The following is a 26,514-nucleotide window of genomic DNA, read 5'->3' on the forward strand; positions in this document are numbered from 1 at the left end:
CCCAGGGCTTTACTATTTCTGGCGCGTGTATTTCGGGTTTATTTCCAAGCGTGTGTGTGAAAAATGAACAATCTTGTTTGGTAGCGCTGTGTGCCAGACACGCCAGAACTCCGGCAAATCTGCCAGATTAGAAAGTGTTACTCAGAGGGGAGGGACGTGCTCAGGCTGCCTGTTGTCGTCGGCGCTGTCGGTAATCCTGATAGGTGTCCTCAAACCGCGTGGCCCGTTTGCACCATCGGTCAGGATCAAGGTTCAACCGCTCCAGAATTGGCAAGGCCTTCTTATGCAGCGTCAACTATCTTGTCCGGTTCGGCCAAGTTAATTGTCGCGCTATAGCCTTCTCGTTAATGGCCCCACGCTTGTCGTCCCGACTAATCCGGCCGGTACAGTCGACCAGTTCCAGGTAATCTTCAAAACTGAACAGGATGCCGCGCTGGAAGCCGTTGCGGATGACGCCTTCAAAGCCCAACAGTGGTTTCAGGGGCACTGCAAATTGGTTCAGTGCCTGCTGCTGAGTCTGGCGGCGAATGGCTTCGGCCAGATCGAACTGCGGAGCAATGCGCTCTTTGATGCTGGTGTGGTTTGACTGCTCTGGAGTCTCTGCCATCGCAGCACGAACCGGATTGAGATCCACATAGGCCATGCAGGAGAGTAGGGCTTCTTCGGTATCCAGGGGCTGGGACTTGAAACGACTTTCCCAGAAATGTCCGGTGCACTGGTCTTCCCGGTTCGCTCGCCACGCAATCGGTTGATTCAGACACTTCATAAACCAGCTCAAGTCCCCGAGCCGAGCCCGAAAGCGGTCCGCATATTCGTCCACTTGCCGCAACTCTGCCGGGCAGAGATTGTCGCCCCGGAGGTAACGTTGAACGAGAGGCGGCCCCTTATGCAGGCTGCACCACCGCGCTAGCACCTCATCATTGCTCCAACAGTCTACTTCTGCCGGGCTGAGTTTCACCACCAGGTGATAATGGTTCGACATAACCGCATAGGCCGCTACATCCAGCGAAAACACAGAGGCCAGTAGGCGAATCCGCTCTTCAATCCAGCCGCGCCGGTGTTCGTAACAGCGCCCGGTAGCCCGATCTTTGCCGCACAGGAATGTGCGCCGTACGCAGCGTGAAATGACATGGTAGAAGGGGGTGTCGGCAATGCTGATCTGCTCGCTGCGTGGCCTGGGCATAATGACTCCTTGTCGTTTTCTGTCCCTGTAAGGTTTATCACAAAAGGCTGTATAAATGTCCAGCTTTTTATCACAATGCGTAGAGTGCCTGTCCCTGGTGCTTTCCCTGGTGCTTTCCTTCCAGCGGTGGGTATAGCATGAAGGCGATCGGCGATTTCTTTGGGCTGCATTATTCTCGCATAAGCCGGATTATTCGAGAGGCAAAACGCAAGACCTGACCCCGAGAATTGACCCCATAGGAGATTTTGTTATGACGCATTCTGGACAGTGTTTGTGTGGAGCAATTCGATATCAACTTTCGGGCACACCAAAGGTTGTTGCCTTGTGTCATTGCTGTGATTGTCAAAGAAGCGCAGGAGCGCCGATGGTGGCTTGGGCAGTGTTTTCCGAGACTGATATGACCGTGACAAAGGGGCAGCCGAAGACGATTAATTCATCAGGTACAGCGATGCGTAGTTTCTGCGCCGACTGTGGGAGTGGGTTGTTCTACCGGAATGCAGAGGTGCTTCCAGGAATCGTCAACGTACAGTCTTCAACACTTGACGATCCCGAAGCGTTACCTCCAGTGGTGCAAATACAGACTGCCGAACGGCTAAATTGGATGAAGCGTGCTCATGAACTTCCTGAGCACGAGAGGTTTCCATCATAAGAACAAAGGTCCCGCAAAGGTCCCGGGGTCAGGTCTTGCGTTTTGCCCCTGTCTTGCCCTTTCGTTGTAATCTTTCACTCTATCCGGCATCAATTAGAACCACGAAAGAGCTAGGGAATTGCCAGCCAGCGGCGACTGGAATTTGCCGGCGCGTTTTTCCGTTTGAGGTTTCGCCGAAATCGGCGTGAGATGTTTTTTGAATCTGGCGATGACCGCCACACCTTTACCGACTATAATGTAATACAGTGTAGTTGTTGAGTCTGAGGGTATCGTCATGAGTGTCACTACAGTTCGTCTTCAAGCAGAAGTTGAGCAGCATCTGGAAGCCATCGCCGGTAGGCTTCATCGGAGTAAGAGCTGGGTAATCAACCAAGCATTGTCGGAATACATAGAAAAGCAGCAGTTAGAGCAGGAGCGATGGACGCAAACGCTGGAAGCAATGGAATCTGCCGCACAAGGCAAATTGGTTGATGCCAGTGAGGTACACAGTTGGCTTAATAGTTGGGGAACCGAGAACGAGCAGGATGCGCCGAGGTCAGGTAAGTGAAACTGGTTTACACGGCCTCTACGGTAGTACTGTACCGAGGCCAGGTCTTGCGTTTTGCCTCTGCCTTGCTCTTTCGTTGTAATCGTCTCATTCTGTCTCATCTCAATTAGAACCAAGTTAATTGTCGCGCTATAACGAATATATGGGGAGCGCTAAACGAGTTCGGCAAAGTAGGGCGCAGAGTTGAGGTGGCTGCGATTGAGCGCGGGGAAGACAGATTGGAGGAGCTCCAAACGTTGCGTCCCAAGGGTTTGATAACTGATGAGGAGTACACGCGAGCGAGATCCCAGATTTTAGAAGATCTCTAGCAAATTGTTCCAATGCATTCCGGGCCTGACGGCCCTCCACCGGACGCCCTTTTCTTCGCTTTGTTACAAAAAGGTCGCCGTTGAACAAAAGCGTTACAACGTCACTCTTTCCGCTTGATATCGCGGTAGAAGTTTTCGTGTAAGCCCAGAGCCATCAGTTCAAGGACAAGGGCGCCATCATCAAAACTATAGCCTAACAGTGTCACTTGCTTGTTCATTTTGAACTTATGCACTCGCAGAAAGGCCAGATCCCCTTTCTTCTGCTCGCCAATGTTGGGGTTGGCCATCAGGTCCTTAACGGCCAAATCAAGGTCTTTCTTCTGGTTGGGCTTGAGCTTCTTTACCGCTTTTTTGAATGTAGGGGTCTGTAATACACTCGTGGCTTTAACCAAAATCGTAGGCCTCCAGCTTTCCGGCGTCCCGCTCTGCCTGCGCGATGATGGCCTGTCTTACAAACTCGTAAGGTAAATCGGGGTTATCTTCCATCATCTCGCCGATTTTTGCCCAATGTTCTATTTGTTTGGGCGGCGTTCGATTAAGCGCTTTGGCCATAATAGTGGCCTTTTCAATTAGGTTTTGGTCTAAGCGAATACTGTTTGTAGCCATTTGTACCTCCTGCATTGAGTTGCCTCAATTGTAGCAATACGCCACAATTGAGGCAATTTGTAACAAGGCGCTGTTGTCGGCCTGTTTTTCCGCTGACGCTACAAAGCAGCCGCAAATCGAGGCGTTATGCTTTAGTAGTTCCGGGGTCAGGTCTTGCGTTTTGCCCCTGTCTTGAAGGGTTTACGCCAGCATTGGCCATCACTGGAGAAAAGCGATATGAACACAGCTTTCGCACCCTATCCAATCGGTACGCCCGGCGTTCCTTGGGGCGACGAGGAACGCGCCGAGTGGTTGTCACAACAGCCCCTTCAACGCAGCTACGAGTCCGAGGTGTTGAGTGTGATCGAGCGCCTGCGCCCGCGCTTCGACGCGGAACAATATGGCCTTCTGGACTATGGCCCCGAAAGCTATCCACTGATGGCGATCCGGAGTCGCGACTGGCGTGACGATCTGCCGGTCGTGCTGATAACGGGCGGAGTACACGGCTATGAAACCAGCGGTGTACACGGCGCGCTGCAGTTCGTCGACCGGCATGCGGCGGATTACGCGGGCCGCGTCAACTTGCTGGTTGTGCCCTGTGTTAGCCCTTGGGCTTACGAGCGCATCCATCGTTGGAACCCGAACGCGGTCGACCCGAACCGTTCGTTCCGCCATGGCAGTCCGGCTGAAGAGTCGGCGGCACTCATGCGATTGGTGGCGCTCGTTCGCGATAGAGTACTGATGCATATCGACCTGCACGAAACCACCGATACCGACGAAACCGAGTTTCGTCCCGCGCTGGCTGCTCGCGACGGCAAGCCGTTCGAGCCGGCTGGGATTCCCGATGGCTTTTATCTGGTCGATGACAGCGAGAACCCGCAGCCTGGGTTTCAACAGGCGGTGATCAAGGCGGTGGAACAAGTCACTCATATCGCTCCGACCGATGACAGCGGCGAGCTCATCGGCTCACCGGTGGTCGCTCGGGGCCTTATCCAGTATCCGCTCAAGCAGCTGGGCCTGTGCGCCAGTATTACCAGCGCCCCATACAAAACCACCACCGAGGTCTATCCTGATAGCTCCCGTACAACGCCCGAGCAATGCAATGCCGCCCAGGCTGCCGCAGTGTGTGCGGCCATCGACTACGCGCTGGCGCGTCAGTAATCAGGATGAAGTGGTTGAATTGAGTTTGTATTCCGGATAATTCGAGAGGCAAAACGCAAGACCTGACGCCGATGCCTGTTTTCCCAATCGTAATGCCGATCTTCATCCAGTCCGGTATAAGCCAGCGCATCGGCGCCCTTTGTTTATTTATTCGTTCTTCGCGGTCAACTCGTCCACGGCAGCGGCATCGATGGTCGCATCCAGACCGCCCCACGTCTGGCGCAGATAGTTCACCAGTTCGGCGATTTCCGCACTGCTCAGCTTGTCGGCAAAACCGGGCATGGCCTGCATGCGCTCGAAGCCACTGAATTTCTGGGCGCCAATACCGTCGTGAATTACCTTCACCAGGTTACGGCCATTGTCGAGACGCAAGGTGGTATTCCCCGCCATGGCAACTGCCACATTAGGCACCCCTTGGCCTTGTGCTCCGTGGCAACCGGCGCAGACGTTGAGGTAATGGCGACGGCCAGGGCTGTCTGCGCCTGCACTTTGCCCTGCGTCTACGATCCGGGCCTCCGGCGGGTTTTCGCCCATCAGGTAAAGGCTCATGGCCTTCAGGTCCTCGTCACGCAGATAGCGGGTGCTGTGATGAAAGACGGTGTACATCTCACTGAACATGGTGCCCTGGTCGCTGATGCCTTCGCGCAGGAAGGTTTGCAGATCCTCGGGTGTCCAGCCGCGGCCGGCGAGTTCGTCTGCCGTCAGGCTGGGGGCCTCATAGCCGGCAATAACCCCGCCTTGAAGATGCTTGTCGCGGTCCAGCGCACCCAAGAGATTGCGCGGTGTATGGCATTCCCCGCAATGTCCCAGAACATCCACCATATAACGACCCCGCTGCCATTGCCTGGATTCGCCCTTGGCGTCGCCGGGGCTCTTGCCGGCGAACATGAGGTTCCAGAAGTTAAGCGTCCAGCGCATGCTGAACGGCCAGCTGAGGTCGGTTTCCGGAGCCTCAATGTTCACTGGCCTAAGACTCATCAGGTAGGCATACATGGCATCCGAATCCTGACGCGGAATGCTGTGGTAGGCCGTGTACGGCATCGCCGGATAGAGTTGGGTGCCATCGGGCAGCTCGCCTTCAGTCAGCACGTGGTAGAACTCATCGGCACTGTAATCGCCGATGCCGTACTCCTTGTCGGGCGTGATGTTGGTGCCGTAAACGGTCCCGAATGGTGTTGCTATCGGAGCTCCGCCCGCGTAGGGCGTACCGCCTTCCTTAGTATGGCAGGCGGCGCAGTCAGCGGCGCGGACCAGATACTGACCCTGCTCCAGGATGCTGTTGTCTGATGTCGCGCTCCAGGCACTGGTGGTGCTCAGGCCCAGCACGAGGGCCGTTACGAGGATGCGGCGATAATTCATAATCAGCTCGCCTCTTTGGTGGTGCCCGGTGTCTTCAGAACGGCATCGCGGACGGCTTCAAAATAACGCACATAGCCGGTACATCGGCAGATGTGCGATTCCAGTGCCTCGCTGATTGTGTTTTCCAGCTGTGAACGCGCGATCGGCTGCCGCTGCAGACGCTCCACCAGAACGGTGGCAGCATTGACGAAACCTGGGGCGCAATAGCTGCACTGGAAGGAGAAATGCTCCAGGAACTGCTGTTGCACCGTGGAGAGGGTCTCGATATGGCCTTCTTCGTCTCGTTGTGCGTGCCCTTCAACCGTGCGGATTTTCTTGCCGTTAAAGTAGTGGGCACCGGTGATGCAGGTGCGCACTTCCTCGCTGCTGCCGTCGGGCTTGTCAACGATCACCGTGCAGGCGCGGCACATGCCCTTACCACAGCCGAACCGGGTGCCGGTGAGGTTGCGGTATTCGTGCAGGTAGTCGAGCATCATCAGCTCTTCGGGGATGTCTTCAACCGGCTGAGCCTGTCCGTTAATCGTGACCTCCAGTGAACGCGCCGGGATGGTGGCGGTCTTGAGCTGCTCCGTTGTCATAGGACCTCCCTGATCTTGTCCGGCGTAATGGGCAGGCTGCGGAAATGGTGGCCGATGGCATGGGCGATGCCGTTGCCGATGGCGCCGACGATGGGGATCATCACCACCTCTGCGATGCCTTTAGGTGGGTCGGTTCGCGACAGCGGCGGCAGGATTTCTGAGGTTTGCTGCCACACAGCGACTTCACTGGCCCGGGGTACATGGTAGCGATTCATATTCCAGGTGCCGTTGCCGGGGCCGTCTTCGTATAGGGGCATTTCTTCATAGAGCGCATGGCCGATACCCATGGCTGTCCCGCCCTGGATCTGCCCGGATACTAATTGCTCCACAAGCGTGTTACCACATTCCAGGAACGTGTGATGGTTCAGTAGCGAGACCTTGCCGGTTCCCGTATGCACGGCCAGCTCTGCTAGAGCGCCGCAGGCACTGTAGTAGGTGACGCCGGCATTATTGCGCTGGGTTGGTGGGATATAAGTATTCTTGCGGGTCAGCAAATGATAGCCCCGCTTGCTGGTCATCAGGGCTTTCTGGGCGTCGGTGGCGCCTGTGCCGTACTGGACGGCGAGCCCGTCCAGGGGTAGATTTTCGGCTCGACCGTTGATGTCATAGTCGGCCCTGGACCATTCCCAGCGATTGAAGGCGTGGCTGATGACACCGGTTACTAGGCCCATCTCGTGGGCGCGTTTGGCCAAGAACTCCAGAGGCAGTGGTTCCATTCCCCGTGCTGTCAGCTGGCCGGCTTCCCAGCGGGCGTTTTCCTCCCGCACCACATAAGGTGCCGACTGGCCGCCGCCAATCCCGCGCTGCCAGAAATCCTGGGCGGCGGGCCAGAGACCGTGGCGGAAGATGATCCGGGCCGCCTCAAGGGTGGAGAAAGAGAAAAAGTAGGCCGAGTTGCTGGCACTGGAAGCCTGCAAGAGTAGCGGCGTCCAGCGAGGGTCCTGAACGGCCTTGTCCTGTTCCTCCTGGGAGATGAGGTAGGGATTGGTGGTCTCGTACATCTGCATGTCGTCCCACTCCATCTCCGCTGTACGCACCTGATCGGCGGCACGACCCAGCCAGGCGGCTACTACGGCGGCCTGGCTGGTGGAGTAGCCGGTGCCCATTTCGGCGCCGGTGTTACGCACCTCGATACGGCCCTCTGGGGTCAGGCGAACTTCGGAGAAGGCGGACTCAGCGCCATGGCCAAAGTCTTTATGCACACACGCAAACCCGACGCCGTAGCGCTCTTCCGGGTGGGCGGCTTCATACGCCTGCTTGCGTGTCTCGCGTTCGGTCCAGATGGCGTGTTTCTGGGCCTTACGCAGAATTTCTTCACTTCGAAGGTGGCCGGCCGGAATCGCACCCTGAGTATTCTTCATGCCGCTTTTGAACACGTTGCGGAGGCGCAGCTCGATGGGGTCCATACTCAGCTGGCCGGCGATCTCATCCACCATCAGTTCTGTGGCGGACATGGTCTGCAAGGTGCCGTAGCCCCGGAACGAACCGGCTTCTGGCATGCGCGAGTATATCGCCGTGGCGGTCAGGTCGCTGCTGGGCATGTAGTAAATCGATTGCGCGGCCGTGGCGCCGACGAAGGCTACAGAGTTGGAGAAGTTGGCGCGGCCACCGCCGTTGGCCGTCAGATCCTGTTTGAAAATCTGGAACTTGCCGGTCTTTCGATCCACCGCCAGGCGGTTCTTCATGGTGAAGGGATGGCGTTTCATGGTGGCTTGGAACTGCTCGAAGCGGTCGTTGGCCAGCCGCACCGGGTTGCCGTCTGCGTAAAGTGCAGCGATTAGCCCGTAATACGGGAAGATGCTGGCATCCTTGGAACCGTAGCCCACGGTGTAGGCCGGATGCAGGAAGAATCGCGTGCTCTGGAAGGAGCTCTTGGATAGGATTTCCGGCATCCAATTGGCGAGTTCGTGGGGTGACTGAGTGCCGCAGACCACATGCATATCGCCTTTGCTCTGGTCGAACCAACAGTTGGTGTTATCCGCCTCCAAAGCGAAATGATCCGTGTACTGGGAGTTGTATTCGCCTTCGAACACCAGCCAGTCGGCAGACGCATTGTCCAGTTTGTCCTGCAGTTGCTGGGCGTAGAACATCGCCTTTTCGGTGTTTTTGCCGTTCTCCAGTGCTTCAGGCCATATCGGGTGACGCTTGCGGAAGTCCGGATAAAGGATGGTCTCCTGCAAGGCGGAGAAGGTGTCTTCTGCGAAGGGTGTGTCGCCCCCAACACGAATGTAGCGGAAGGCACCGTAGGGTGGCTTTTCCGGAAGCGGTGTCTGCTCGCCGTAAACGATCACATCGTCGGCGAATTGGATGCGGTTCTTGGCCAGCCGATAACGGGCGAAGTCGTGGTAGATCAGCATGGCCACCGGGTAGCCGAGGTAGAGTGGTGTATCGCCTTTGGCCAGAAAGAAGTCGGGGCCGAAAAAACGGGGTACTTCGATTTTATCCCGGTCCATGTCTTCCGCGGTTACGAGGCGATCCGGCATTAACCCGGCCTGCTCCAGGCGGCTCAGGTTGATGTCCTTGAGCTTATGATCACAGCGGGTCGCACGGATGATAAAGGCGTGGGATTGATGATCTGGCCAATGGGGCATGTCTTTCGCCCGGATATCGCGGGCAAAGACCTTGCTGCCGGTCACCTTGGCGATGCCGTCAAGACGGAAACGCATTTTGCCCTCCGCAAGCTGCCAGGCCTCATTGGTCGGCGACAGTACGCGACCCTCGAAGAGGGCGCCGAAGGCATCGCTGCCCAAAGGAGCGAGGTAGGCAGTTACGCCCGCAACAGCGCTCCCTTTGAGAAAGGAGCGTCGGGATAGGGACGATCTGGACATACCGAGATCCCTCATCGGTGTGAATTGCTAACTCTCACTATAGATAAGATCTGACAACTTGCATACGTTTGTACGTTCCACATTCATAAGCCCTTGGGCTTTAACATAGACGATTTACCCTCGCCGGGTCACCAATGCCAGCGCATTGGCCAGCTCCATAAACGGCTCGGGCTATGCCTATAAGAAGGGAAATTGCCGGGGTCAGGTCTTGCGTTTTGCCTCTGTCTAAGGAAATTGCCGGGGTCAATGTGACGTCACGCGGAGATCGGTGTGAGATAATTTTTGAATCTGACGATGGCCGCCGCGCCTTTTTGTCAGTTTTCGACGAAGTGTGTGAGACCTTCAACCGGGAATGCGGCGCCTACTGCTTGGTGGGCAATCACTACCATCTTTTGATTGAAACACCTGAAGGCAATCTACCGGAATCGTGTCGATACATCGAGCTGAACCCGGTTCGTGCTTCCATAGTTCAATCTGCGGTCGATTGGCCGTGGAGTGCGTATTTCGGATTATTTGTGAGGCAAAACGCAAGACCTGACCCCGTGTTATTTCTTACGTTTTGTAGGTAATGAGCGTAAAGAAATGCCTAAAGGCTCACTTTTCTGATAGCTCATCTTCAACAACCCATTTATGATTCGTTACCTTATTCCCGTCTGTTGTTGAGAAATAATCGATCATATAGACGGTAGTCTGTTCGGCAGATTCAATTTCTGCTTTTGCTCCTTCCATCCCTTTCATATGGTTAGCAAGTACCGTCACTTCAGTTCCTTCCTCAAGAGGAGCAGATGCTGGATTTTCAATTTCTTCATGAATAACCCATTTGTGATCTAATACTTTCTCACTGCCATCTGTCGGTGTGTAGTTAATGGAATACGCAGTGGTGTCAAATGCCCCAACAATTGTTGCGGTGGCCCCTTTCATGCCTTCCATATGATCAGTTTGAATAATTGCTTCAGATCCGACAACGTATGTGGAATCTTCGGCCTTCATCAGACCATTGGGAACAATTCCATCGTTAGTATGAACCATATCTTTCATATCTTCGTGGGCAACCTCTTCGCTCTTGGTGGAATCTTTTTCATCTGTCCCCGTCGGTCCACAGCCCGCAAGCACAAGAGCAAACGTAACGCCCATTACAAGTAATTGTTTTTTCATCTAATATCACTCCTTTTTAGGTTAATTCTAGTGTAGCTATTATTTATCCAGCTATAAGCTGAACTCTTAAACTGCCTATAAATTAGACAGTCACTAGGAGCAGGGAAAACGCATGAAGATTGCAGTCCTACCTGTAACAATATACTTAAAAAATAATGCGGCATAATAATTTTTATTTAAGTTGCTGGGGTCATTGCCGCGGTTCTGAATCTCTCTTAATAGCACGGTTGCCGGTATCCAGTGTGGCTTCGCCGCTTCGATCCGCGCCAGCAAATAATCTTTATAGGGATCCAGCTTAGTCGCTCGCTGCGTTCGGTCTGGATAGGTGGGCACCGCGCTCAGATCCCGCAGATAGCGGCGAACGGTGTTGCGGGATACACCCAGCTTCTGGGCGATGGCGCGAATACTCTCGCCCTGACGATGCAATACATGAATTTCCACAAGTGTCTCCTGAGACAACATCGGCCGCCGCTCTGATCGTGTGATTAGGCGGCCATTTTGCCTTAGGTGGGTCAGTTTTAAGTTGGCGCTAGTGGGTCAGTATTACTGTGGGGGGTGACAATCGGGCGACAGTGGGCTATCAGCAGGGTCGATAGGGATTGGATTTTTTCTGCTTTTGGTGAGCGTTGTGAGGCAGCAATAAACGGTTATGAGCGATTCGTGGCTGAAGGGAAGAGCCAGCAGTCCCCATGGGAACATTTGAAAAATCAGATTTATCTGGGGAGCGACCAGTTTGTCGATGACATGCAGAGACGGATTGAGAGACCAGATCTGCTGAGCGAGATACCGCCCAGCCAATGTCGCTCCTTGGCAAAACCTTTACAGCATTATGCGCATGTTGTTTCCTCTTGGAACGAGGCTATCGTTCTATCCTATTCAAGCGGCGGGTACAGGATGAAGGAGATCGGCGATTTCTTTGGACTGCATTATTCTCGCGTGAGCCGGGTTATTCGAGAGGCAAAACGCGAGACCTGACCTCGGGGATTCTCGAGGAGCTCGTTCAGGCGTCAGTTCCTGAGCCGGGGGAGGGTGTGTTGCATTTTGTTACAATTTTTGGGCTGTAGCAGCTATTCCAATAGGCTAGTATTCATCAAAGATCTTCATAAACACAGCGCCTGCCAAGGGTGGCAATTGGTAATATTTCAATTCAGCTGGTTTTAGTAACACCCCTTTCTTTAAATTCTTTGATCAAGGAAGTATTGAATGTTTCAGGAAAGTGACGTAAATGATGCAGTCGACGATGCTCTGGATGGTTTATCTCATCAGATAGAGAACGAACTATCTATTGTAGTTGGGGGTAAAGTTAGTTCTGGTAAGAGCTCCTTTCTGAACGCACTTTTTAGTTGTCCTCAACATGAGCCTAAGTTCCATGTTGGTGCAGAAGCTGGAGTAACTACTAAACCAAAAGCTATAGAATTGAGCCCTCAAGTAACTGTATGGGACACACCAGGACTGAATGACTTAGATGCCGTTAATGTCGAGATAACATTGGATTTTTTGAAGAAGGGTCATGATCTAGCAATTTTGGTATTATCGGGGGCCGCTGATACGGCCCAAAAAGAAAATTTTGACGTGCTAAAACGCAATACCGATAACAATATTATTATTATTTTGAATAAAGTCGATGGTATATCTAAAGCCGATGTTTTGCTGCTTAAAAGTCAATGGAAGGAATCGCTAGCTTTAGATGCAAATGAAGAAATATACTGCTGTGTATCCTTGGGTTATGGCGAAAATGATCGTATAGTGTGCCCGTTTAGTGGGGAAGAGACTGAAGTTCCTGTTGACGATTTCGGCATGCCGAGAACAGTACAAGGTGTTGATGAAGCGCGTAAAGCTGTTTTAAAGAAATTAGAAAAAATAGATAAAGATTTGCTCTTCTTAAAATCTCAGCAGAGTAAAAAGAAAGCGGCTATCGTTACTATAAGTAGTGCCTGTGTGACCTCTGCGGGGTTTGCTTTCATACCTGGCAGTGGGGTGACCATAACGGCAACTCAAATAGGTGCTATATGTCGTCTTCATTATATTTACAAAGAAGAGTTGATTTCTAAAAGCCAAGTGGTTGCGATTTTACCGGCTTATGCCATGCAGGCTGTTGGGCGAAACTTATTTCTTTGGGCGAAATCTATACTCCCGCCTACAGGTGTTGTTGACGCAGTTGCCGCAGGTATAGCTGTTTCTTTGACAGCATCTATGCTGGTAACGATTAATTACATACTTAAAAATGATTCGAATTTGACTGACAAAGTAGAAACGAAAATTAATTATAAAAAATTCAGTGCTGAATTGAGTGGAAAAGTTAAGAATGCTTCTCTCGGTGATTGGATTAACCCCAGTTATTGGGCGTCTATGATATCGAAGTTAGTATGAATTTTGCGAAGTTGGCATTTTCTAAAAGCCTGAATAATTGTTTTGGCGAACGTAAGACCTGACCCTGTGTTCAAGGCTCGGAAAACGGCATCTGATAGGTAATCTGAGGCGAATCACAAGAAGGAGCAGCCGCGTGCAGGATTTAATGAGACCAAACGCCGTCGGTATTGATTTACGTCTGGCTCCAAATGTATCTTTCAGGCGCTGCCTCAAAATTACTTTATCCTTATACGTCGCTTGATAGTTTTGGCTTGGCGGCGTAGTCCAAAAGACATTTAAAGGTTATACTGCGCACGGTCGTTAAATACTTAGGTGTTATGCCTTATAAAGGAAACAGTGGAAATAATCACGGCGGTTTGCGGCTGTAAGGAACTGACTGAACAAAACCTGGTGATAGCCGTAAAGCGGGAGAGGCTTGGGTTTCTAGAGGAGTGGGGTTCTTTCACTTGGCTAGGGGTTATAGCCAGTCTTATCGTGACTGGTGGAACCTGGATATTTTTTATACTTGGTTTTCATGCAGGCGATATCCTTAATCCAAAATATATGTGTAATCAGTGCCGCACGACGATTCTGCCGGTGCAATTCCGAATACCTGGTTACTCAAATCCGAAAGATGTGGAAAGAGAAACGTACGTTGACGAAGAGTTACCGAAAACCGAGACCTCATTCGATGCGCTGCCCTTGTATTCGAAAAAGTCTGTTGCGCTTGAGCCCAACGAAACACTTGACAGAAAAACAATTGAAACCAGCAAAGTAAAAATACTATTACTTATCATTATAGCATTTGGTTTTGTTGCCCTTGGAGCGTCGTTCTTGTCCCTGGACCCCGCGGAAATTGCGTCTAGACGCCGTTTTAATAGTCCATTGCTTATCCATGGCATTGGTGTTGTGTCCGTAGGATTTTTTAGTTTGTGTGCTATTGCTGGAATTTGGAAACTATTTTCTTCCGGACCAGGTCTGGCGCTCTCTTCTAAAGGCATAGAAATTTTTGGCATTAGGTCGAATACGCTGGTCCCATGGATAGATGTATCTGGGTTCTCGGTGTACGAGATGCAAAGTCAAAAAATGTTAATTGTAAAGTTGCGCAACCCGAAGAAATACATTGAAGCAGATAGTAGTTTTCGTCGCTTTATGGCGGAAACTAACTACAAAATGTGTGGCAGCCCAATATCTGTTTCAGCTAATTCGCTAAAAATAAGCTTTAAAGAACTATGCGAGCTTTTTGAGCAATATTTCGAGCGTTATACAGAAAATACTTAACAGAGTGCTCCTGTGGATACCTGCTTTGCAGGCTTCGCCTGTCCCTGAGGATCAAGCGTTGAGGCTTTAGAAAAACCCATAGTTGGACCGATTTTGGAGAGTTATTCAGAGCTTCCCTAAAAATTCTTTTGGAGAAGAAGCGGTGCAGGATCTAGGCTCAACCATGTCGAAAGCACAAATAAATCTATTTGTAAAAGAGCTTTATAACGACGAGCCTTTGTCATAAAATAATTAGGTACATTAACTTTCAAATCAAATTAACCAGTATGAGTGAAACAAGGAGACATTATGTCAACAATCACGGATCTAAAAGACGCCATTGACACAAAAACTTTAAACTTGGTTCTTTTATCAGTAGCAACGGCTGGTATTTATCCAATACTTTGGCTTTACAATAATTATAATTTGATTGATAAAATCACGTCATCTACTACTGCAAATGATACATATATTATATGGATTGCGGTCTGTGTAGGACTAGGAGGTGCTGTTTCTGGCTGGGGAGAAGAAGCTTTAGAGGTTATAAGTGGAATTCTAGCTATCGCTTCAAGCGTACTATACATAGTTTGGGCATTTAGAGCGAAGAAAAAAATTCAAGAGTATGCACTTAATACTCATAAAATAGATTTTAAAATGAATGGTTTTTATACATTTGCTTTTAATATTTTTATATTAATTATTGCATCAACGACTTGCCAGAAGCAAAAAGAAAACAAGATGTGATCAATGGAAAAAAAGTAGCACAGCAAAGCTAACAAGTTGTTCAGTCAGAAAATTACTGTTGACTAGTGTACGTGCCTCGCACATTTCAGCCAATTGTAATTTTCCGCTTAGCAAGGAGGTTTTAGCTTAAAAAACCGAGGAAGTTATGGAAAATTACAGAGAATATGCCGAGTACACTAAAGAGCAGGACTGGAAATCGCTATGTGAGCTCAATGAAGTTAACTTTGATTCTTTTGGCACAAAAAGGAACTAAAGGCTTTACCTGAGTCCCCGTTCAGGCTTGGCCTCCAAATTACTGTATCCTTAGGCCCCGTTGAATAGCTGCGGCGTTGGCGGCTTAGTCCAACAGTCATCTAATGGTCCCTGTGTCATGCTGCGCACGACCATTAGATGTTTGGGTGTTAATGTTATCAAAGTGGTCGTCATTTTTCCTACTCAAGTTCCAGTAAAATAGTGTTCCCTCAACGATCAAAGGAGTGATCTTGAAATGAATTTGTATTACATCCGGGTCGGGTTGCCATGTTTCGTGGTGTGCAGGGACTCGAGTTCAACCCGGTGACTGGGTCATCCTGACCAAGGGCGATGTGTATAACTCGCACGGCGGCACCAATTCGATGAAACTACTGCACGTAGGCGAGCAGCTGGTCTGAGGCTTAATAGCTTGTGCTCCTGTCCGAACACAAGCCATTTACCACGCAATCCACTTCATCCCTGTTCTCATAACCCCCATGACCGACCAGGCAGCTGATCTGACCAGCTGAAAAGCTGGCTATAAATATCACTCACATCTCTATAACAGACTGTGTTTAATGGTATTTCAAGCTAGATCAAATTGGTCTACTAAAAATAACTGGTCCTACCAGTCAGATAGCGTCTAGACCTGACTGCGCTGCAGTAGCAGTATCTAACAGTTACAAAATAGCGTTATAGTCGAATGCACACTCCTCATAAGAAAAACAAGGGAAATCCAGATGAGTCAAACGCTCCTGTCTCTCCTCGCATTTTTTCCTCTGGTTCTGGCGGGTATCCTGTTGATAGGATTCCGCTGGCCTGCGAAACATGCGATGCCTGTCGTCTTTGTCGTGACAGTTATCATTGCCCTGCTCGCCTGGGACATGACCGTAATACGCGTGATCGCTTCCAGTCTTCAGGGATTGGTCCTAACCGCAGCCATACTGTGGATCATCTTTGGCGCGATTTTACTGTTGAACACGCTCAAGCATTCCGGCGGCATTCTGGCGATCCGCAAAGGTTTCACCGGCATCAGCCCTGACCGGCGCGTGCAGGCGATCATTGTGGCTTGGCTCTTCGGCTGCTTTATTGAGGGCGCTTCCGGCTTTGGTACCCCTGCCGCAGTAGCCGCGCCATTGATGGTCGCGCTCGGTTTCCCTGCGCTGGCTGCCGTCGTGGTCGGTATGATGGTGCAATCTACCCCGGTATCCTTCGGCGCTGTCGGTACACCGATGATAGTGGGCGTTGGCGGCGGCCTGGATCAGGTTACCATAGGCGCGCAGTTAGCCACAGTGGGCTCCGACTGGGACAGCTTCTTTCAACTGATCGTGTCGGAGGTCGCCATCATACATGGCATCGTCGGTATTCTCATGCCGCTGTTCATGGTCATGGTCATGGTGCGCTTTTTCGGCAAGAATAAATCCTGGCTGGAAGGCCTGCAGATTGCACCTTTTGCGATCTTTGCGGCGTTTGCCTTCGTCATACCTTATGTAATGGCTGGCGTGTTTCTTGGCCCGGAATTTCCTTCAATGATTGGCGGCCTGGTAGGTCTGATGATCGTGGTTCCGGCTGCCAAGGCAGGCTTTCTGATCCCGAAACAACCCTGGGACTTTGCCGACCCGAAAGATTGGCCAGCCGAGTGGATGGGTAGCATCCAGATGAAACTGGACGATGTCGCCGGCAAACGCCCTGTGGCTATCTGGATGGCATGGCTTCCCTATGTGCTGCTGGCAGCGCTGCTGGTGTTTTCACGCACCAACGCCACTGCCAAGGCAGCGTTGAACTCCCTGAGCCTGCGCTTTACCGACATTCTGGGCGAGACTGGGGTATCGGGCAGCCTTGAGCCGCTGTACCTGCCGGGTGGGCTTCTGGTGATGGTGGTCATCCTCACCTACTTCCTGCACCGCATGTCCTTCAGCGAGATGAAGCGCGCCTTTGGTGAGTCCACCAACACCATCGTCGGCGCAGGTTTTGTACTGGTGTTCACCATTCCGATGGTGCGCATTCTGATCAACTCCGGTGTGAACATGTCAGGCCTGCCGTCCATGCCGGTCGCCATGGCCGAAGCGGTCGCGTCATCCGTGGGTGGCGTCTACCCTCTGTTCGCTCCAATGGTCGGTGCACTGGGCGCTTTTATCGCCGGCTCCAATACAGTGTCCAACCTGATGCTCTCGCAGTTCCAGTTCAACACAGCTGAGCTGCTGGGTATTTCCGGGGCGTTGATTGTCGCAGCGCAGTCTGTCGGCGCTGCTGCGGGCAACATGATTGCCATTCACAACGTCGTGGCAGCATCGGCTACGGTTGGGTTGCTTGGGCGTGAAGGTATTACGCTGCGTAAGACCATTCTGCCAACCATCTACTACGTAACGGCAGCGGGCATTCTGACCATGCTTGCGGTCTATGTCTTCGGTGTTGGCGATCCGCTATCTTTGGCGGGCCTGACCACCACCGATAACTAGTCGAGTACGGAAGCTCCCCGGCCCATGTCCTGCTAACCCAGGGCATGGGCCGGGGCTGTCAGTGCCAGCCTTCCAAACGCATGGTGGCACGCTCCAATCGCTGTTCTTCTGTTTCGATATCGCGCAGGTTGTCTCTGATACTCCGAATGTGATCGACCGCTGCGTCTGAAATTTGCTGGCGCGTTGTACCATGTGACGTCTCGCGGAAATCGGCGTGAGATAATTTTTGAATCTGACGATGGCCGCCGCGCCTTTTTGTCAGTTTTCGACGAAGTGTGTGAGACCTTCAACCGGGAATGCGGCGCCTACTGTTTGATGAGCAATCACTACCATCTTTTGATTGAAACACCTGAAGGCAATCTACCGTAATCGTGTCGATACATCGAGCTGAACCCGGTTCGTGCTTCCATGGTTCAATCTGCGGTTGATTGGCCGTGGAGTCCGTATTCCGGATTATTTATGAGGCAAAACGCAAGACCTGACCCCGTGTTCGTGTGACCCCGTGTTCGTAATCCAGACATGAACCTGATAGAAGTATCAAATCGCGTGCATGCCTAACGTGCCTGCAGTGCTATTGCTCAAGCTAGCGCGGGCATGATATTTTGACTCAAGTGCGTGGGCAAACGCAAGTTCTGCCGGGCCAAGCCACAGCCGGCGTAGTCACTTTCAGCGTCAGCTTTAAGCCCTGCCTAGCCAAGGGTTCAAGTCGTTCGCTGCGCTCACTGGGACCGGCTAAAGCCAGCCCCTTAACCTAAGCGTTAGGTTTCTCGGGAGCAACCGCAAGCGCACTGTCTCCCCAAATCGCAGGCAAACCCCAAAGGAAGTCGGCCCCATGAGCATCAAACGCATCTTCCCCAGCGCCAATCATCTTCAGCCGGTTGATGGCGAGCCCTTCAGGTCTGTCATTACGGAGTCGGTTGAAGCCGCAATCGTGGCTTGGTACGTAAAGCCAGGCCAAAGAGTTTCAGCTCATCTGCATCCTGAAGGTCAAGACACCTGGACAATCCTGTCCGGCCACGGTCAATACCAACTCGATGCCGCCGGCAGCTCAAAGCAGATCACCGCAGGCGATGTCGTCGTTGCTCACAAAGGTGAAGTTCATGGCGTACTAAACACTGGTTCTGAACCGCTGGTTTTCATATCTGTCGTGTGCCCCGCTCTTTCCGGGTTTGAGCTACTCGAAAGCCAATATGCGCACACAGAGATCTAATCCTTCCGTAGAGAGAACGTGCCCCGGCACGCCAGGGCACGGTTCTCACCTCAAACGTTAGGCGGCTTAAAATAATTACGCCGTTTATTTACGCTGTGACAATTGGCCTTAATGTACGTGCAGGCTATCGCACAAACGCCGCCCAGGCTGGCGCTCGGGCATCGTGCAAAAGTGTCTTTTCTGAACATCCGTTTGGATTTGTTGGTTTGTGGCGCTTGCAGGAGCCGGGGTCAGGTCTTGCGTTTTGCCCCTTGCCTTGCCGTTTCGTTGTAATCGTCTCAGTCTATCCCGCCTTAATTAGAACCACGGAAGGAGCCAGGGAATGGCCAGACCGCTGCGACTGGAATTTGCCGGTGCGTTGTACCATGTGACGTCTCGCGGAAATCGGCGTGAGATGATTTTTGAATCTGACGATGACCGCCGCACCTTTGCCGACTATGATGTAATACAGTGTAGTTGTTGAGTCTGAGGATATCGTCATGAGTGTCACTACAGTTCGTCTTCAAGCAGAAGTTGAGCAGCATCTGGAAGCCATCGCCGGTAGGCTCCAACGGAGTAAAGGCTGGGTAATCAATCAAGCATTGTTGGAATACATAGAAAAGCAGCAGCTTGAGCAGGAGCGATGGACGCAAACGCTGGAAGCAATGGAATCTGCCGCACAAGGCAAGTTGGTTGATGCCAGTGAGGTACACAGTTGGCTTAATAGTTGGGGAACCGAGAACGAGCAGGATGCGCCGAGGTCAGGTAAGTGAAACTGGCTTACACGGATGAAGCCATTGAAGATTTGAAACGCCTCAGGGCGTTTATCGGGGTTAACAACCCGTCGGCGGCGGCCAAGATCGCCATCGAATTGGTTGGTAAAATCGAGTTGCTTTCAGACCTCCCCAAAATGGGCACACAAGTGGAAATGGCACCGGTGCCTGATTCCATTCGAGATATGGTTTTCGGAAAGTACATCGTTCGATACTCAGTTCACGCCAATGCCATCATCATTCTGCGGGTATGGCATAGCCTGGAGGGTGAACGATAGCAATTTAGCCAGGCGCCCCCCCCCGGATGCCTTTGCCTCCGCTTTGCTACGTCAAACGCACCGGTGCGCTCAGCGTTATAACTCAAAAAGGAAAGCAGAGTGAGCGGCGGGGTATCGTCCGTCACAGCCGCAACTCCAGACTTCTCCAGCCTAAACTTTTCCGTGCCCGCAAGTTCAAGCTTTTCTAAGCCCGCGGTGTCGAGCCAGCAATTCAGCTGTGATGGGAGAACGTATTGCTCTCAGATGACATCTTGTTCAGAAGCGACCTATTTTCTGAGGAGTTGCCCCAATACAAAAATGGACGGAAATAACGACGGCGTTCCATGTGAGAGGCAGTGGTGCAGGTGACGAGCCAACTATGTTGACAGGCTCCGACAAGACCTGAACCCGAGGAGCTGCCTAGCTGGAGTGTCGAAAGCTAACCATCTTCATTAGGCGACCTCTAAGACAAAGTTACCTGAATGTCCGTTCACAATAAGCCGGTCGCCTTGTTTTAAGACCGGTGCAGCCACCTTCTTATTATTTGCTTTGCCTTCACTTCGCTCGACCATTGCGAGTCGACTAATCTCGGCCGTACTGCGCTTTGTTTGCTTAAGGAATTGAGTTTTCAGTGACATGTTGATCTCCATATTTTGACTATCCCTTACGTCATTTTCAAATTTAGAGGTCATCTCATCATGGGTGCATGACAGCATGAAGTCATTGGCTTGGCGGCGCCTCATATAAATGCTTTTGAGCAACAGAATTACCTGTTGAAGGGTTTTGACGGTGAGTTGCTGGTGGCATCGGCACTGGACAATTACGCTGACACATAGGGGGAGGCGGGCGCTATGAGATCAGCCCAATTGTTACAGGTGCTTACCCTTTAGCGTGTTGTCAGTACGCTTCTTGAGCGCAAGCCGTGCATTATCTACAATGGCGCACTTTCACATACTTCAGGCCATGAATATGAGCGACACAAACTCAAAACCAACCTTGCCAGATCGTCTTGCGGGCAACCCTCGCAGCCCACACCATCTGGAAGAATTTTTCGAGCACCAAATCGGTATTCGGCTGAATGGCAAAGAGCGTAAAGATGTCGATGAATACTGCATCAGTGAGGGTTGGGTGAAAATCGCGTCTCCTAGAGCATTGGATCGTCGTGGCCAGCCTATGATGATCACGTTAAAAGGCACTGTTGAAGCTTACTACCTCTAATCGGTTCCTATCGCAATTACCTGCGACGAGCGCATAGAGCCTGGCGTGATGTAGGGTGTATGTGCTGCTTCGCCCGGGCGGCAAGGACAATATATCTGTCCGAGAGATAGGGGACAGATTTGAAATCTGTCCCCGGTTCTCCCGGTTTGACGGTTTCCCAGCTCCAAGACCTGCGTTCTACGCATACACTGAAATACCAAATAACAAAGAGAGCATTATGGAACCCGGATCTGCAACACTGACCATGACCGTTTTGATGACGCCGGATATGGCCAACTTTTCCGGCAATGTGCACGGTGGTGCTTTGCTGAAGCATCTTGATGAAGTGGCCTATGCTTGCGCCAGCCGGTATGCAGGTGCTTATGTCGTTACCTTGTCGGTCGATCAGGTTATGTTTCTTCAACCCGTTCATGTGGGTGAGCTGGTGACCTTTCTGGCCAGCGTTAACTACACTGGGCGCACATCGATGGAGGTGGGGATTAAGGTGATCACTGAAAACATTCGTGAAAAGCTGGTCCGGCATACCAACAGCTGCTTTTTCACCATGGTGGCGGTTGATGAGAATGGGAAAGCCGTCGGGGTGCCCAAGCTGGGACCACGTACGGGTGATCAAATCAGGCGATTTGCGAACGGCCAGGAACGCCGTGCGATTCGTGTGGAGCTAGAGGAGCGTTATAAGGCACTTCAACGTCCGGGGGCATAGCAGACACTGCAATACTCGAAAGCCGGGCAGGCCTGATCCTGAAGATTAGACTTGGCCCGGTTTTCGTTCTTTCAATAATGCGAGCGGGTGTCGCTTTCTGGGCTTTCGGTAGGCACCAGAGCCTTGAACAGGTCTTGGACTTCCAGAACCCCAACCTGCTTACCTTTGCGAACCACGCGATAGGTGAGGCTGGTATCGCCTCCAGACAGCGCAATCACCGATTCCAGGTTGTCTCTTTCACCGATATCGCCGGCAACGTTTTCAGGCGCTTCCGTGGTTTTCTTCATGACGGACCGAACCCGCAGTACCCGGGCGCGATTGATGTCGCTGATAAAGTTGACGATGTAAGGATCGTTCGGGTGCATCAGTATTTCTTGCGGTTCACCCTGCTGAACAATATAGCCTTCTTTGAGTATGACCAGGTGGTCTGCCAATTTCAGTGACTCGTCCAAATCGTGGGTAATGAAGACGATGGTCTTCTGCAGCTCGTCCTGTAGCTCCAGCAGCAGGTCTTGCATGTCTGACCGAATCAGCGGGTCCAGTGCCGAGAAGGCCTCGTCCATCAGCATGATCGGCGAGTTAGAGGCCAGTGCCCGGGCGATACCGACGCGCTGTTGCATACCACCAGACAACTGGTGCGGGTACTGGTATTCATTGCCTTCCAGACCCACGCGGGCAATCCATTTTTTAGCTTCCGCTTCGAATTCTTCAATTTTATGGCCGCGCACAGAAAGCGCCATGCCGGCGTTTTCAAGAACGGTTTTATGCGGCAGCAGCGCGAATTTCTGGAACACCATCGACATGCGTTCCCTACGCAGGTTGCGCAACTGGTCTTCGTCAAACGCCAGCACGTTCTCGCCATCTACTGCTATTTCACCGCCGGTGGGTTCAATCAGTCGGTTGAGATGCCGGATGAGCGTGGACTTGCCAGATCCCGACAGCCCCATGATGACGGTCACATGGCCCTCGCGCATATCCACGTTGATATCCTGAAGGCCCAGCACGTGCTGATGCTTTTCGAGCAGTTCGGCCTTTCCCATGCCTTGTTTTACGTACTCAAGGGCAACGTCGGGAGTAGGGCCGAAAATCTTGTACAGGTTCCGGATTGAAATTTTGATGTCCCGATCCACAATGCGCTTCCTTACTGTTTTTGCGAGGCGTTAATACGCGCCAGCGATGCTTTGGTGACCCGGTCCAGAATGACCGCCAGAATAACAATGCCAAGACCCGCTACCAGGCCAACGCCGAGTTCCAGGTTGCGTATGCCCTGCAGTACCAGCACGCCAAGGCCGGGCGCCGACACCAAAGAGGCAATAACAACCATGGCCAGGCTCATCATGATGGTCTGGTTTACCCCCGCCATGATGTTAGGAAGCGCCAGCGGGATCTGTACCTTGTATAGCATTTGCCGGCTGGTCATGCCGAAGGCATTCGCCGCTTCAATCACGTCTGGGTCTACCAGCCGGATACCCAGGTTGGTCATGCGTATAACGGGCACAATGGCGTAAAGAATAATGGCGATGCCGTACAGCTTGGACTCGGTCACGCTGAACAGAAAAATCAGCGGGATCAGATACACGAAAGGAGGCAGGGTCTGCAGCATGTCGAGTACCGGGATCGTCAGCCTCTGCATCAGGTTGTTTCGGGACATGCCGATACCAATGGGCACGCCCAGCAGCACACAGATGAACGCGCAGACAAATATAATCGCCAGTGTTTGCATGGCGTATACGTAGTAGTCGATGAAGGCAAGCAGGCACAGGCTGCCAGCCACGAAGCCGACCAGCTTCCAGGATTTGGTGACAAACAGAACAATCGCCAGCAGAATCGGAATAACGATCCACCATGGCGTAGTGATCATGCCGTAAAGAGTGCCATCAAGAGCCCAGCTCAGGGGCTGGGTGATGGGGTCCAGCACAACGCTGAGATTGTCTTTGATGGCAAGAAAACCTTGTTCTAACCCCTGAGTTAATTCCCGGGACTGGGGGAAGGCTGCGCAGGAGTCATTGAGTGCATCCATGGATGGAAACGGTACGTCCCAGAGGGATTGCTCGGCTTCCGTACCTTTTGATTTGTTGAGTAACTCGGCCATCGACATGGGCGCGTTGCTCTTGCCTTCAGCGCACCACTCTGTGAGTCCGAGCGATGAAAATAGGAAGTCGTAGGTTGCCATGAGCGTTCAGTATTCCTTGCGCATTCAGAATGAGGTATTGGGTATGACTTTCATTGGCTAAATAAAATAAGAGCCGGTGAACCGGCTCTTATTAAGGACTTCTACTGGCCAAGCACGTTGGCAAGTCGTTGACTGGCTGATTCGTTCAACCAGCTAGACCACTCGTCGCTGTTGTTGCTCAGAAAGTAAACGGCAGCCTCTTCGGCGGAAGCGTTATTTTCATCCATCCAGGCCAGCAGGCCACTCATGGTGCTGGTCTTGAAGGTCATCTTGCTCAGCATCTCAACCACTTCCGGCTCGCGTTCACCAAAGCTGGTGGTGACTGCGGTCAAAACGGGGGCCGCAGGGAACTCGGAGACGCCGGGGTTTTCGGCTTCCTGGGTCTGGTTACGGGTATGAACGTCTGGCTTGTACTCGCCAATTTTAACGCGGGTCATGTCGTACTTGCCCATTGGCACAGTGGGGCCCCAGTAGTAACCGAACCAGGGCTCTTCATTCTGAACCGCGGATGCCATAGAAGTCGCTTGGGTTTCGCCGGAACCGTGATCGAATACTGTGATGCCTGACGCTTTCAGATCGAGAGCGCGGATCAGGTTGTCACTGACGACACGGCAGCCCCAACCAACGGGGCAGTTGTTAAAGCGGCTGTCCACCAGTTCGGGATTCGCCATGATGCCTTCGATGGTTTTCAATTCCGGGTGCTTCTCGGCCAGATACGTGGGAATCCACCAGCCTTCAATTCCACCGGGGTCCAGTACTTCGGCCACGCGCTTGATTTTGCCTTGCTCTTCCAGTCGCAGGTAGGCCTCGCCGGCAGAGTTCAGCCACAGCTCAGTCACAATGTCTGGTTCGCCGTTTTCAGCGACCGATGTGACGGCAGGAACGGTATCAGAAGGAATCACGCTTACGTCACAGCCGTAGCCTTGTTCCATAATGAACTTGGCGACGCCTGTCACTACGGCGTTGGAGGCCCAGGTCATCTGGGTAATGGTTACTTCACCGCATTCGGCGGAAGCGAGCGAGGGTACAGACAGGGCGCACAAAAGCGCCACGGGCGTTAGTTTACGCATGGTTGGTACTCCATTTGGGTTTAAACGTGCACGGCACAGGGGCCAATGAGGGAGTCCGGAAGACTTCTCGGGAGATGATCTCGCGCTTTGTAAGCGTATTTGAAAGGCAATGCAAACGGTAAGACCTCGGTTATTACTTAGGTACCAGAGTAATGATTTGAGTAGGAGTTACAAGTGATTAATTTTAAATGTCGCTAAAAATTCCACATTGCGGTCGTATTTTTCTGACCGGATTGTCAACGGAAGATAGGGGACAGATTTGAAATCTGTCCCCGGTTTTTTGGCCAGTTTCCCACGACCGTTAAGCAGTAACGACTTCTTTCTCATCAATCACGGCGGCGCCAATGATGTCGCCGACTACGTTGGAAGCGGTGCCGCCCATGCCGATCAGAGCATCTACGCCGGCAATCAGGGCGACTATTTCCAGCGGTAAACCAAACATGCTTAGAACTGCTGATAAGGTCACCAGGCCGGCGGCGGGCACTCCGGCCGTGCCAATAGACAGTACTGTTCCGATCACCACGATGGTTACCAGATCAACCAATGCCAGATCCAGCCCCATGATGTTAGCGGCGAATACCAAAGATACGCCCATGCGCAGTGCGCCACCGTCGGAGTTAAAAATGGCGCCTAGCGGCAGGGCGAAGTTGGCGGTTTTAGCCGATACGCCTGCTTTTTTTGCAACAGAGATAGCGACTGGTAATGTCGCCAGGCTGCTTGAGGTAAAAAATGCGGTGGCATAAGCCTCTTTAATGTCGCCAAAAAAGCGCAGTGCAGCGTAGCCATAGAACTTTAAAAACCCGGTGTAGACCAGCGACCATAAAATGGCTAGGCCGAGGTAAAACGTGGCGGTGAATACTAATAATGATTTGAGGGTCGCCCATCCCTGAGTACCGAAAGTAGCGGCACTGATCGCCATTACGCCAATGGGCGCATAGAGCAAAATGCCGCCCAGTATTTTATAAAATAATTCGTTAAAGGCGTTGAAAAAACGCTCCAGCAACAGGCCTTGCTCTTTTGTCTGCTCGTCGGGTGAAAAGGTCATGGTTGAAATAGCAATGCCTATAATAATGGCAACAAAAAGAATGGCCATTAAATCGCCCGCTGCAAAGGCTCCAAACAGGTTGTTGGGCACAATTTTCAACAACATGGCAGACGCGCCCGGTATCTCAGGTTGCTGGACAACCACATCGGGCAGGCTTAGATTATTTCCCGGATTAAAAAACAGAGCCAGTGATACGCCAATACACACGGCCATGGCCGTAGTAACAGCGTAATAGAGTATGAGTTTGCCGCTTAATCTGCCCATTTGCCTGACATTCATCTTGCCAATTGCCAGCGCGACCGTCAAAAAAATTACGGGTGTTGCAATTAAACTGAGTAGGCGAATAAAAATAGTGCCCAAGGGGCTGAGAATAGCGGCTTGTTCACGGAAGATGATGGCGATAGCAATGCCCAGAAAAAACCCCGCTGACATTTTAATCACCAGCGAGGTTTCTTTATACGTTTTCCATATACTCATGTGTTTAGTTTTGCCTTGTAGAGCTAGGTATTAACCGTAGGCGGGAATTATTACGATTCAAGCTGCGTCAATTATCAGTGCAACGTGCCGGGAGCGGCAGGTTACCTGAATACAGCCGTGGGACGTAAAACCGACCTCGGTTGACGCTTGCTGACGGTCAATGGGTGATGTAGTGCCCGTCTATAGCGTATATTGGTTATCATATTGTCCACA

At 51.9% G+C, this 26,514-nt stretch carries 28 protein-coding genes and 1 pseudogene; 16 read left to right on the forward strand and 13 right to left on the reverse strand.

What is annotated here, in order from left to right; genetic code table 11:
- Positions 1-295: 295 nt before the first annotated feature.
- Positions 296-1,183: a transposase gene (locus tag ATG98_RS11545; protein ID WP_228706100.1), complete on the reverse strand. Its 888-nt coding sequence runs from the start codon at positions 1,181-1,183 to the stop codon at positions 296-298.
- 250 nt (positions 1,184-1,433) lie between these two features.
- Here ATG98_RS11545 and ATG98_RS22950 point away from each other — a divergent pair, with 250 nt between their 5' ends.
- The 3 genes from ATG98_RS22950 (at position 1,434) to ATG98_RS22955 (ending at position 2,687) form a co-directional block, all read left to right on the forward strand.
- Positions 1,434-1,832 carry a GFA family protein gene (locus ATG98_RS22950; RefSeq protein ID WP_098423139.1) on the forward strand — a complete coding sequence of 133 codons (399 nt, stop codon included), beginning with the start codon at positions 1,434-1,436 and terminating at the stop codon, positions 1,830-1,832.
- Between the two features lie 274 nt (positions 1,833-2,106).
- Entirely contained in the window at positions 2,107-2,379 is a 273-nt protein-coding gene (locus tag ATG98_RS11555; protein WP_098423141.1) for a CopG family ribbon-helix-helix protein, read from the forward strand.
- 188 nt (positions 2,380-2,567) lie between these two features.
- The gene (locus tag ATG98_RS22955) at positions 2,568-2,687 is read left to right on the forward strand and encodes an SHOCT domain-containing protein (protein ID WP_179888132.1); all 120 of its coding nucleotides are present in this window, start codon (positions 2,568-2,570) and stop codon (positions 2,685-2,687) included.
- Positions 2,688-2,788: 101 nt separating this feature from the next.
- Here ATG98_RS22955 and ATG98_RS11560 read toward each other — a convergent pair whose 3' ends face one another.
- Both ATG98_RS11560 and ATG98_RS11565 read right to left on the reverse strand, forming a co-directional pair.
- Positions 2,789-3,079 (reverse strand): type II toxin-antitoxin system RelE/ParE family toxin, encoded by a 291-nt coding sequence (locus tag ATG98_RS11560; protein ID WP_098423143.1) that lies wholly within the window; start codon positions 3,077-3,079, stop codon positions 2,789-2,791.
- The gene (locus tag ATG98_RS11565; protein ID WP_007349581.1) at positions 3,072-3,293 is read right to left on the reverse strand and encodes a TA system antitoxin ParD family protein; all 222 of its coding nucleotides are present in this window, start codon (positions 3,291-3,293) and stop codon (positions 3,072-3,074) included. Before ATG98_RS11565 ends, ATG98_RS11560 begins: the two co-directional genes overlap by 8 nt.
- A 216-nt stretch (positions 3,294-3,509) precedes the next feature.
- On the opposite strand from ATG98_RS11565, the gene ATG98_RS11570 reads away from it, so the two are divergent.
- Positions 3,510-4,433 (forward strand): M14 family metallopeptidase, encoded by a 924-nt coding sequence (locus ATG98_RS11570; protein ID WP_098423145.1) that lies wholly within the window; start codon positions 3,510-3,512, stop codon positions 4,431-4,433.
- A gap of 147 nt (positions 4,434-4,580) precedes the next feature.
- On the opposite strand, the gene ATG98_RS11575 is transcribed toward ATG98_RS11570, so the two are convergent.
- The 5 genes and pseudogenes from ATG98_RS11575 to ATG98_RS11595 all read right to left on the reverse strand — a co-directional run.
- Positions 4,581-5,792, reverse strand: a complete 1,212-nt coding sequence (locus ATG98_RS11575; protein ID WP_098423147.1) for a c-type cytochrome — start codon at positions 5,790-5,792, stop codon at positions 4,581-4,583.
- Between the two features lie 2 nt (positions 5,793-5,794).
- Positions 5,795-6,340, reverse strand: coding sequence for a (2Fe-2S)-binding protein (locus ATG98_RS11580; protein WP_228706264.1), 546 nt, complete (start codon positions 6,338-6,340; stop codon positions 5,795-5,797).
- Between the two features lie 26 nt (positions 6,341-6,366).
- Positions 6,367-9,198 carry a xanthine dehydrogenase family protein molybdopterin-binding subunit gene (locus ATG98_RS11585; protein WP_098423151.1) on the reverse strand — a complete coding sequence of 944 codons (2,832 nt, stop codon included), beginning with the start codon at positions 9,196-9,198 and terminating at the stop codon, positions 6,367-6,369.
- A gap of 594 nt (positions 9,199-9,792) precedes the next feature.
- Positions 9,793-10,353: a YdhK family protein gene (locus ATG98_RS11590; RefSeq protein WP_098423153.1), complete on the reverse strand. Its 561-nt coding sequence runs from the start codon at positions 10,351-10,353 to the stop codon at positions 9,793-9,795.
- A 195-nt stretch (positions 10,354-10,548) separates the two neighbouring features.
- Positions 10,549-10,815 (reverse strand): annotated as a pseudogene (locus ATG98_RS11595) (helix-turn-helix domain-containing protein); the annotation flags it as partial.
- A gap of 741 nt (positions 10,816-11,556) precedes the next feature.
- Between ATG98_RS11595 and ATG98_RS11605 the strand changes: the two are divergent.
- The 10 genes from ATG98_RS11605 to ATG98_RS22965 all read left to right on the forward strand — a co-directional run bounded on the left by ATG98_RS11605 (position 11,557) and on the right by ATG98_RS22965 (position 19,984).
- The gene (locus ATG98_RS11605; protein WP_098421249.1) at positions 11,557-12,723 is read left to right on the forward strand and encodes a GTPase; all 1,167 of its coding nucleotides are present in this window, start codon (positions 11,557-11,559) and stop codon (positions 12,721-12,723) included.
- Between the two features lie 336 nt (positions 12,724-13,059).
- Complete coding sequence (locus tag ATG98_RS11610) at positions 13,060-13,983, forward strand: STM3941 family protein (protein WP_098421250.1); 924 nt, start codon at positions 13,060-13,062, stop codon at positions 13,981-13,983.
- Between the two features lie 288 nt (positions 13,984-14,271).
- Positions 14,272-14,706, forward strand: coding sequence for a DUF4234 domain-containing protein (locus tag ATG98_RS11615; protein WP_228706101.1), 435 nt, complete (start codon positions 14,272-14,274; stop codon positions 14,704-14,706).
- A gap of 971 nt (positions 14,707-15,677) precedes the next feature.
- Entirely contained in the window at positions 15,678-17,396 is a 1,719-nt protein-coding gene (locus ATG98_RS11620; protein WP_098421252.1) for an L-lactate permease, read from the forward strand.
- Between the two features lie 192 nt (positions 17,397-17,588).
- Positions 17,589-17,765, forward strand: a complete 177-nt coding sequence (locus ATG98_RS22960; RefSeq protein WP_416376574.1) for a transposase — start codon at positions 17,589-17,591, stop codon at positions 17,763-17,765.
- 463 nt (positions 17,766-18,228) lie between these two features.
- Entirely contained in the window at positions 18,229-18,606 is a 378-nt protein-coding gene (locus ATG98_RS11635) for a cupin domain-containing protein (RefSeq protein WP_179888134.1), read from the forward strand.
- 322 nt (positions 18,607-18,928) lie between these two features.
- Entirely contained in the window at positions 18,929-19,069 is a 141-nt protein-coding gene (locus ATG98_RS11640) for a hypothetical protein (protein ID WP_218925857.1), read from the forward strand.
- 16 nt (positions 19,070-19,085) lie between these two features.
- Positions 19,086-19,358, forward strand: a complete 273-nt coding sequence (locus ATG98_RS11645) for a CopG family ribbon-helix-helix protein (protein WP_098423155.1) — start codon at positions 19,086-19,088, stop codon at positions 19,356-19,358.
- Positions 19,355-19,636, forward strand: coding sequence for a type II toxin-antitoxin system RelE/ParE family toxin (locus ATG98_RS11650; protein WP_098423156.1), 282 nt, complete (start codon positions 19,355-19,357; stop codon positions 19,634-19,636). Before ATG98_RS11645 ends, ATG98_RS11650 begins: the two co-directional genes overlap by 4 nt.
- Positions 19,637-19,831: 195 nt before the next feature.
- On the forward strand, positions 19,832-19,984 hold the full coding sequence (locus ATG98_RS22965) for an excalibur calcium-binding domain-containing protein (RefSeq protein WP_416376596.1): 153 nt from the start codon (positions 19,832-19,834) through the stop codon (positions 19,982-19,984).
- An 83-nt stretch (positions 19,985-20,067) separates the two neighbouring features.
- Here the strand turns inward: ATG98_RS22965 and ATG98_RS11660 are convergent, their stop codons facing one another.
- Complete coding sequence (locus tag ATG98_RS11660) at positions 20,068-20,376, reverse strand: hypothetical protein (protein ID WP_143751194.1); 309 nt, start codon at positions 20,374-20,376, stop codon at positions 20,068-20,070.
- 208 nt (positions 20,377-20,584) lie between these two features.
- Between ATG98_RS11660 and ATG98_RS11665 the strand changes: the two genes are divergently transcribed.
- A complete protein-coding gene (locus tag ATG98_RS11665; protein WP_098423158.1) occupies positions 20,585-20,833 on the forward strand; it encodes a DUF3297 family protein in 249 nt (82 codons plus the stop codon).
- Between the two features lie 217 nt (positions 20,834-21,050).
- Positions 21,051-21,536, forward strand: coding sequence for an acyl-CoA thioesterase (locus ATG98_RS11670; protein WP_098423160.1), 486 nt, complete (start codon positions 21,051-21,053; stop codon positions 21,534-21,536).
- A gap of 71 nt (positions 21,537-21,607) precedes the next feature.
- Here the strand turns inward: ATG98_RS11670 and ATG98_RS11675 are convergent, their stop codons facing one another.
- The 4 genes from ATG98_RS11675 to ATG98_RS11690 all read right to left on the reverse strand — a co-directional run bounded on the left by ATG98_RS11675 (position 21,608) and on the right by ATG98_RS11690 (position 26,301).
- The gene (locus tag ATG98_RS11675) at positions 21,608-22,666 is read right to left on the reverse strand and encodes a betaine/proline/choline family ABC transporter ATP-binding protein (protein WP_098423162.1); all 1,059 of its coding nucleotides are present in this window, start codon (positions 22,664-22,666) and stop codon (positions 21,608-21,610) included.
- An 11-nt stretch (positions 22,667-22,677) separates the two neighbouring features.
- A complete protein-coding gene (locus tag ATG98_RS11680) occupies positions 22,678-23,709 on the reverse strand; it encodes an ABC transporter permease (protein WP_098423164.1) in 1,032 nt (343 codons plus the stop codon).
- Positions 23,710-23,810: 101 nt separating this feature from the next.
- Positions 23,811-24,779 carry an ABC transporter substrate-binding protein gene (locus ATG98_RS11685; protein ID WP_098423166.1) on the reverse strand — a complete coding sequence of 323 codons (969 nt, stop codon included), beginning with the start codon at positions 24,777-24,779 and terminating at the stop codon, positions 23,811-23,813.
- A gap of 301 nt (positions 24,780-25,080) precedes the next feature.
- Positions 25,081-26,301, reverse strand: coding sequence for a dicarboxylate/amino acid:cation symporter (locus tag ATG98_RS11690; protein ID WP_098421261.1), 1,221 nt, complete (start codon positions 26,299-26,301; stop codon positions 25,081-25,083).
- Between the last annotated feature and the right edge of the window lie 213 nt (positions 26,302-26,514).

The organism is Marinobacter sp. LV10R520-4 (assembly GCF_002563815.1).
Lineage (GTDB): Bacteria > Pseudomonadota > Gammaproteobacteria > Pseudomonadales > Oleiphilaceae > Marinobacter.

Excerpts from the sequence above, each read along its gene's own strand:
- ATG98_RS11615 (WP_228706101.1), top strand. The coding sequence starts at position 14,272 with ATGTCAACAATCACGGATCTAAAAGACGCCATTGACACAAAAACTTTA.
- ATG98_RS22950 (WP_098423139.1), top strand. The coding sequence starts at position 1,434 with ATGACGCATTCTGGACAGTGTTTGTGTGGAGCAATTCGATATCAACTT.
- ATG98_RS11585 (WP_098423151.1), bottom strand. The coding sequence starts at position 9,198 with ATGTCCAGATCGTCCCTATCCCGACGCTCCTTTCTCAAAGGGAGCGCT.
- ATG98_RS11640 (WP_218925857.1), top strand. The coding sequence starts at position 18,929 with ATGGCCAGACCGCTGCGACTGGAATTTGCCGGTGCGTTGTACCATGTG.
- ATG98_RS11680 (WP_098423164.1), bottom strand. The coding sequence starts at position 23,709 with ATGGCAACCTACGACTTCCTATTTTCATCGCTCGGACTCACAGAGTGG.
- ATG98_RS11620 (WP_098421252.1), top strand. The coding sequence starts at position 15,678 with ATGAGTCAAACGCTCCTGTCTCTCCTCGCATTTTTTCCTCTGGTTCTG.
- ATG98_RS11645 (WP_098423155.1), top strand. The coding sequence starts at position 19,086 with ATGAGTGTCACTACAGTTCGTCTTCAAGCAGAAGTTGAGCAGCATCTG.
- ATG98_RS11565 (WP_007349581.1), bottom strand. The coding sequence starts at position 3,293 with ATGGCTACAAACAGTATTCGCTTAGACCAAAACCTAATTGAAAAGGCC.
- ATG98_RS11670 (WP_098423160.1), top strand. The coding sequence starts at position 21,051 with ATGGAACCCGGATCTGCAACACTGACCATGACCGTTTTGATGACGCCG.
- ATG98_RS11590 (WP_098423153.1), bottom strand. The coding sequence starts at position 10,353 with ATGAAAAAACAATTACTTGTAATGGGCGTTACGTTTGCTCTTGTGCTT.
- ATG98_RS11685 (WP_098423166.1), bottom strand. The coding sequence starts at position 24,779 with ATGCGTAAACTAACGCCCGTGGCGCTTTTGTGCGCCCTGTCTGTACCC.
- ATG98_RS11570 (WP_098423145.1), top strand. The coding sequence starts at position 3,510 with ATGAACACAGCTTTCGCACCCTATCCAATCGGTACGCCCGGCGTTCCT.
- ATG98_RS11575 (WP_098423147.1), bottom strand. The coding sequence starts at position 5,792 with ATGAATTATCGCCGCATCCTCGTAACGGCCCTCGTGCTGGGCCTGAGC.
- ATG98_RS11690 (WP_098421261.1), bottom strand. The coding sequence starts at position 26,301 with ATGAGTATATGGAAAACGTATAAAGAAACCTCGCTGGTGATTAAAATG.
- ATG98_RS11545 (WP_228706100.1), bottom strand. The coding sequence starts at position 1,183 with ATGCCCAGGCCACGCAGCGAGCAGATCAGCATTGCCGACACCCCCTTC.
- ATG98_RS11665 (WP_098423158.1), top strand. The coding sequence starts at position 20,585 with ATGAGCGACACAAACTCAAAACCAACCTTGCCAGATCGTCTTGCGGGC.
- ATG98_RS11635 (WP_179888134.1), top strand. The coding sequence starts at position 18,229 with ATGAGCATCAAACGCATCTTCCCCAGCGCCAATCATCTTCAGCCGGTT.
- ATG98_RS11555 (WP_098423141.1), top strand. The coding sequence starts at position 2,107 with ATGAGTGTCACTACAGTTCGTCTTCAAGCAGAAGTTGAGCAGCATCTG.
- ATG98_RS11605 (WP_098421249.1), top strand. The coding sequence starts at position 11,557 with ATGTTTCAGGAAAGTGACGTAAATGATGCAGTCGACGATGCTCTGGAT.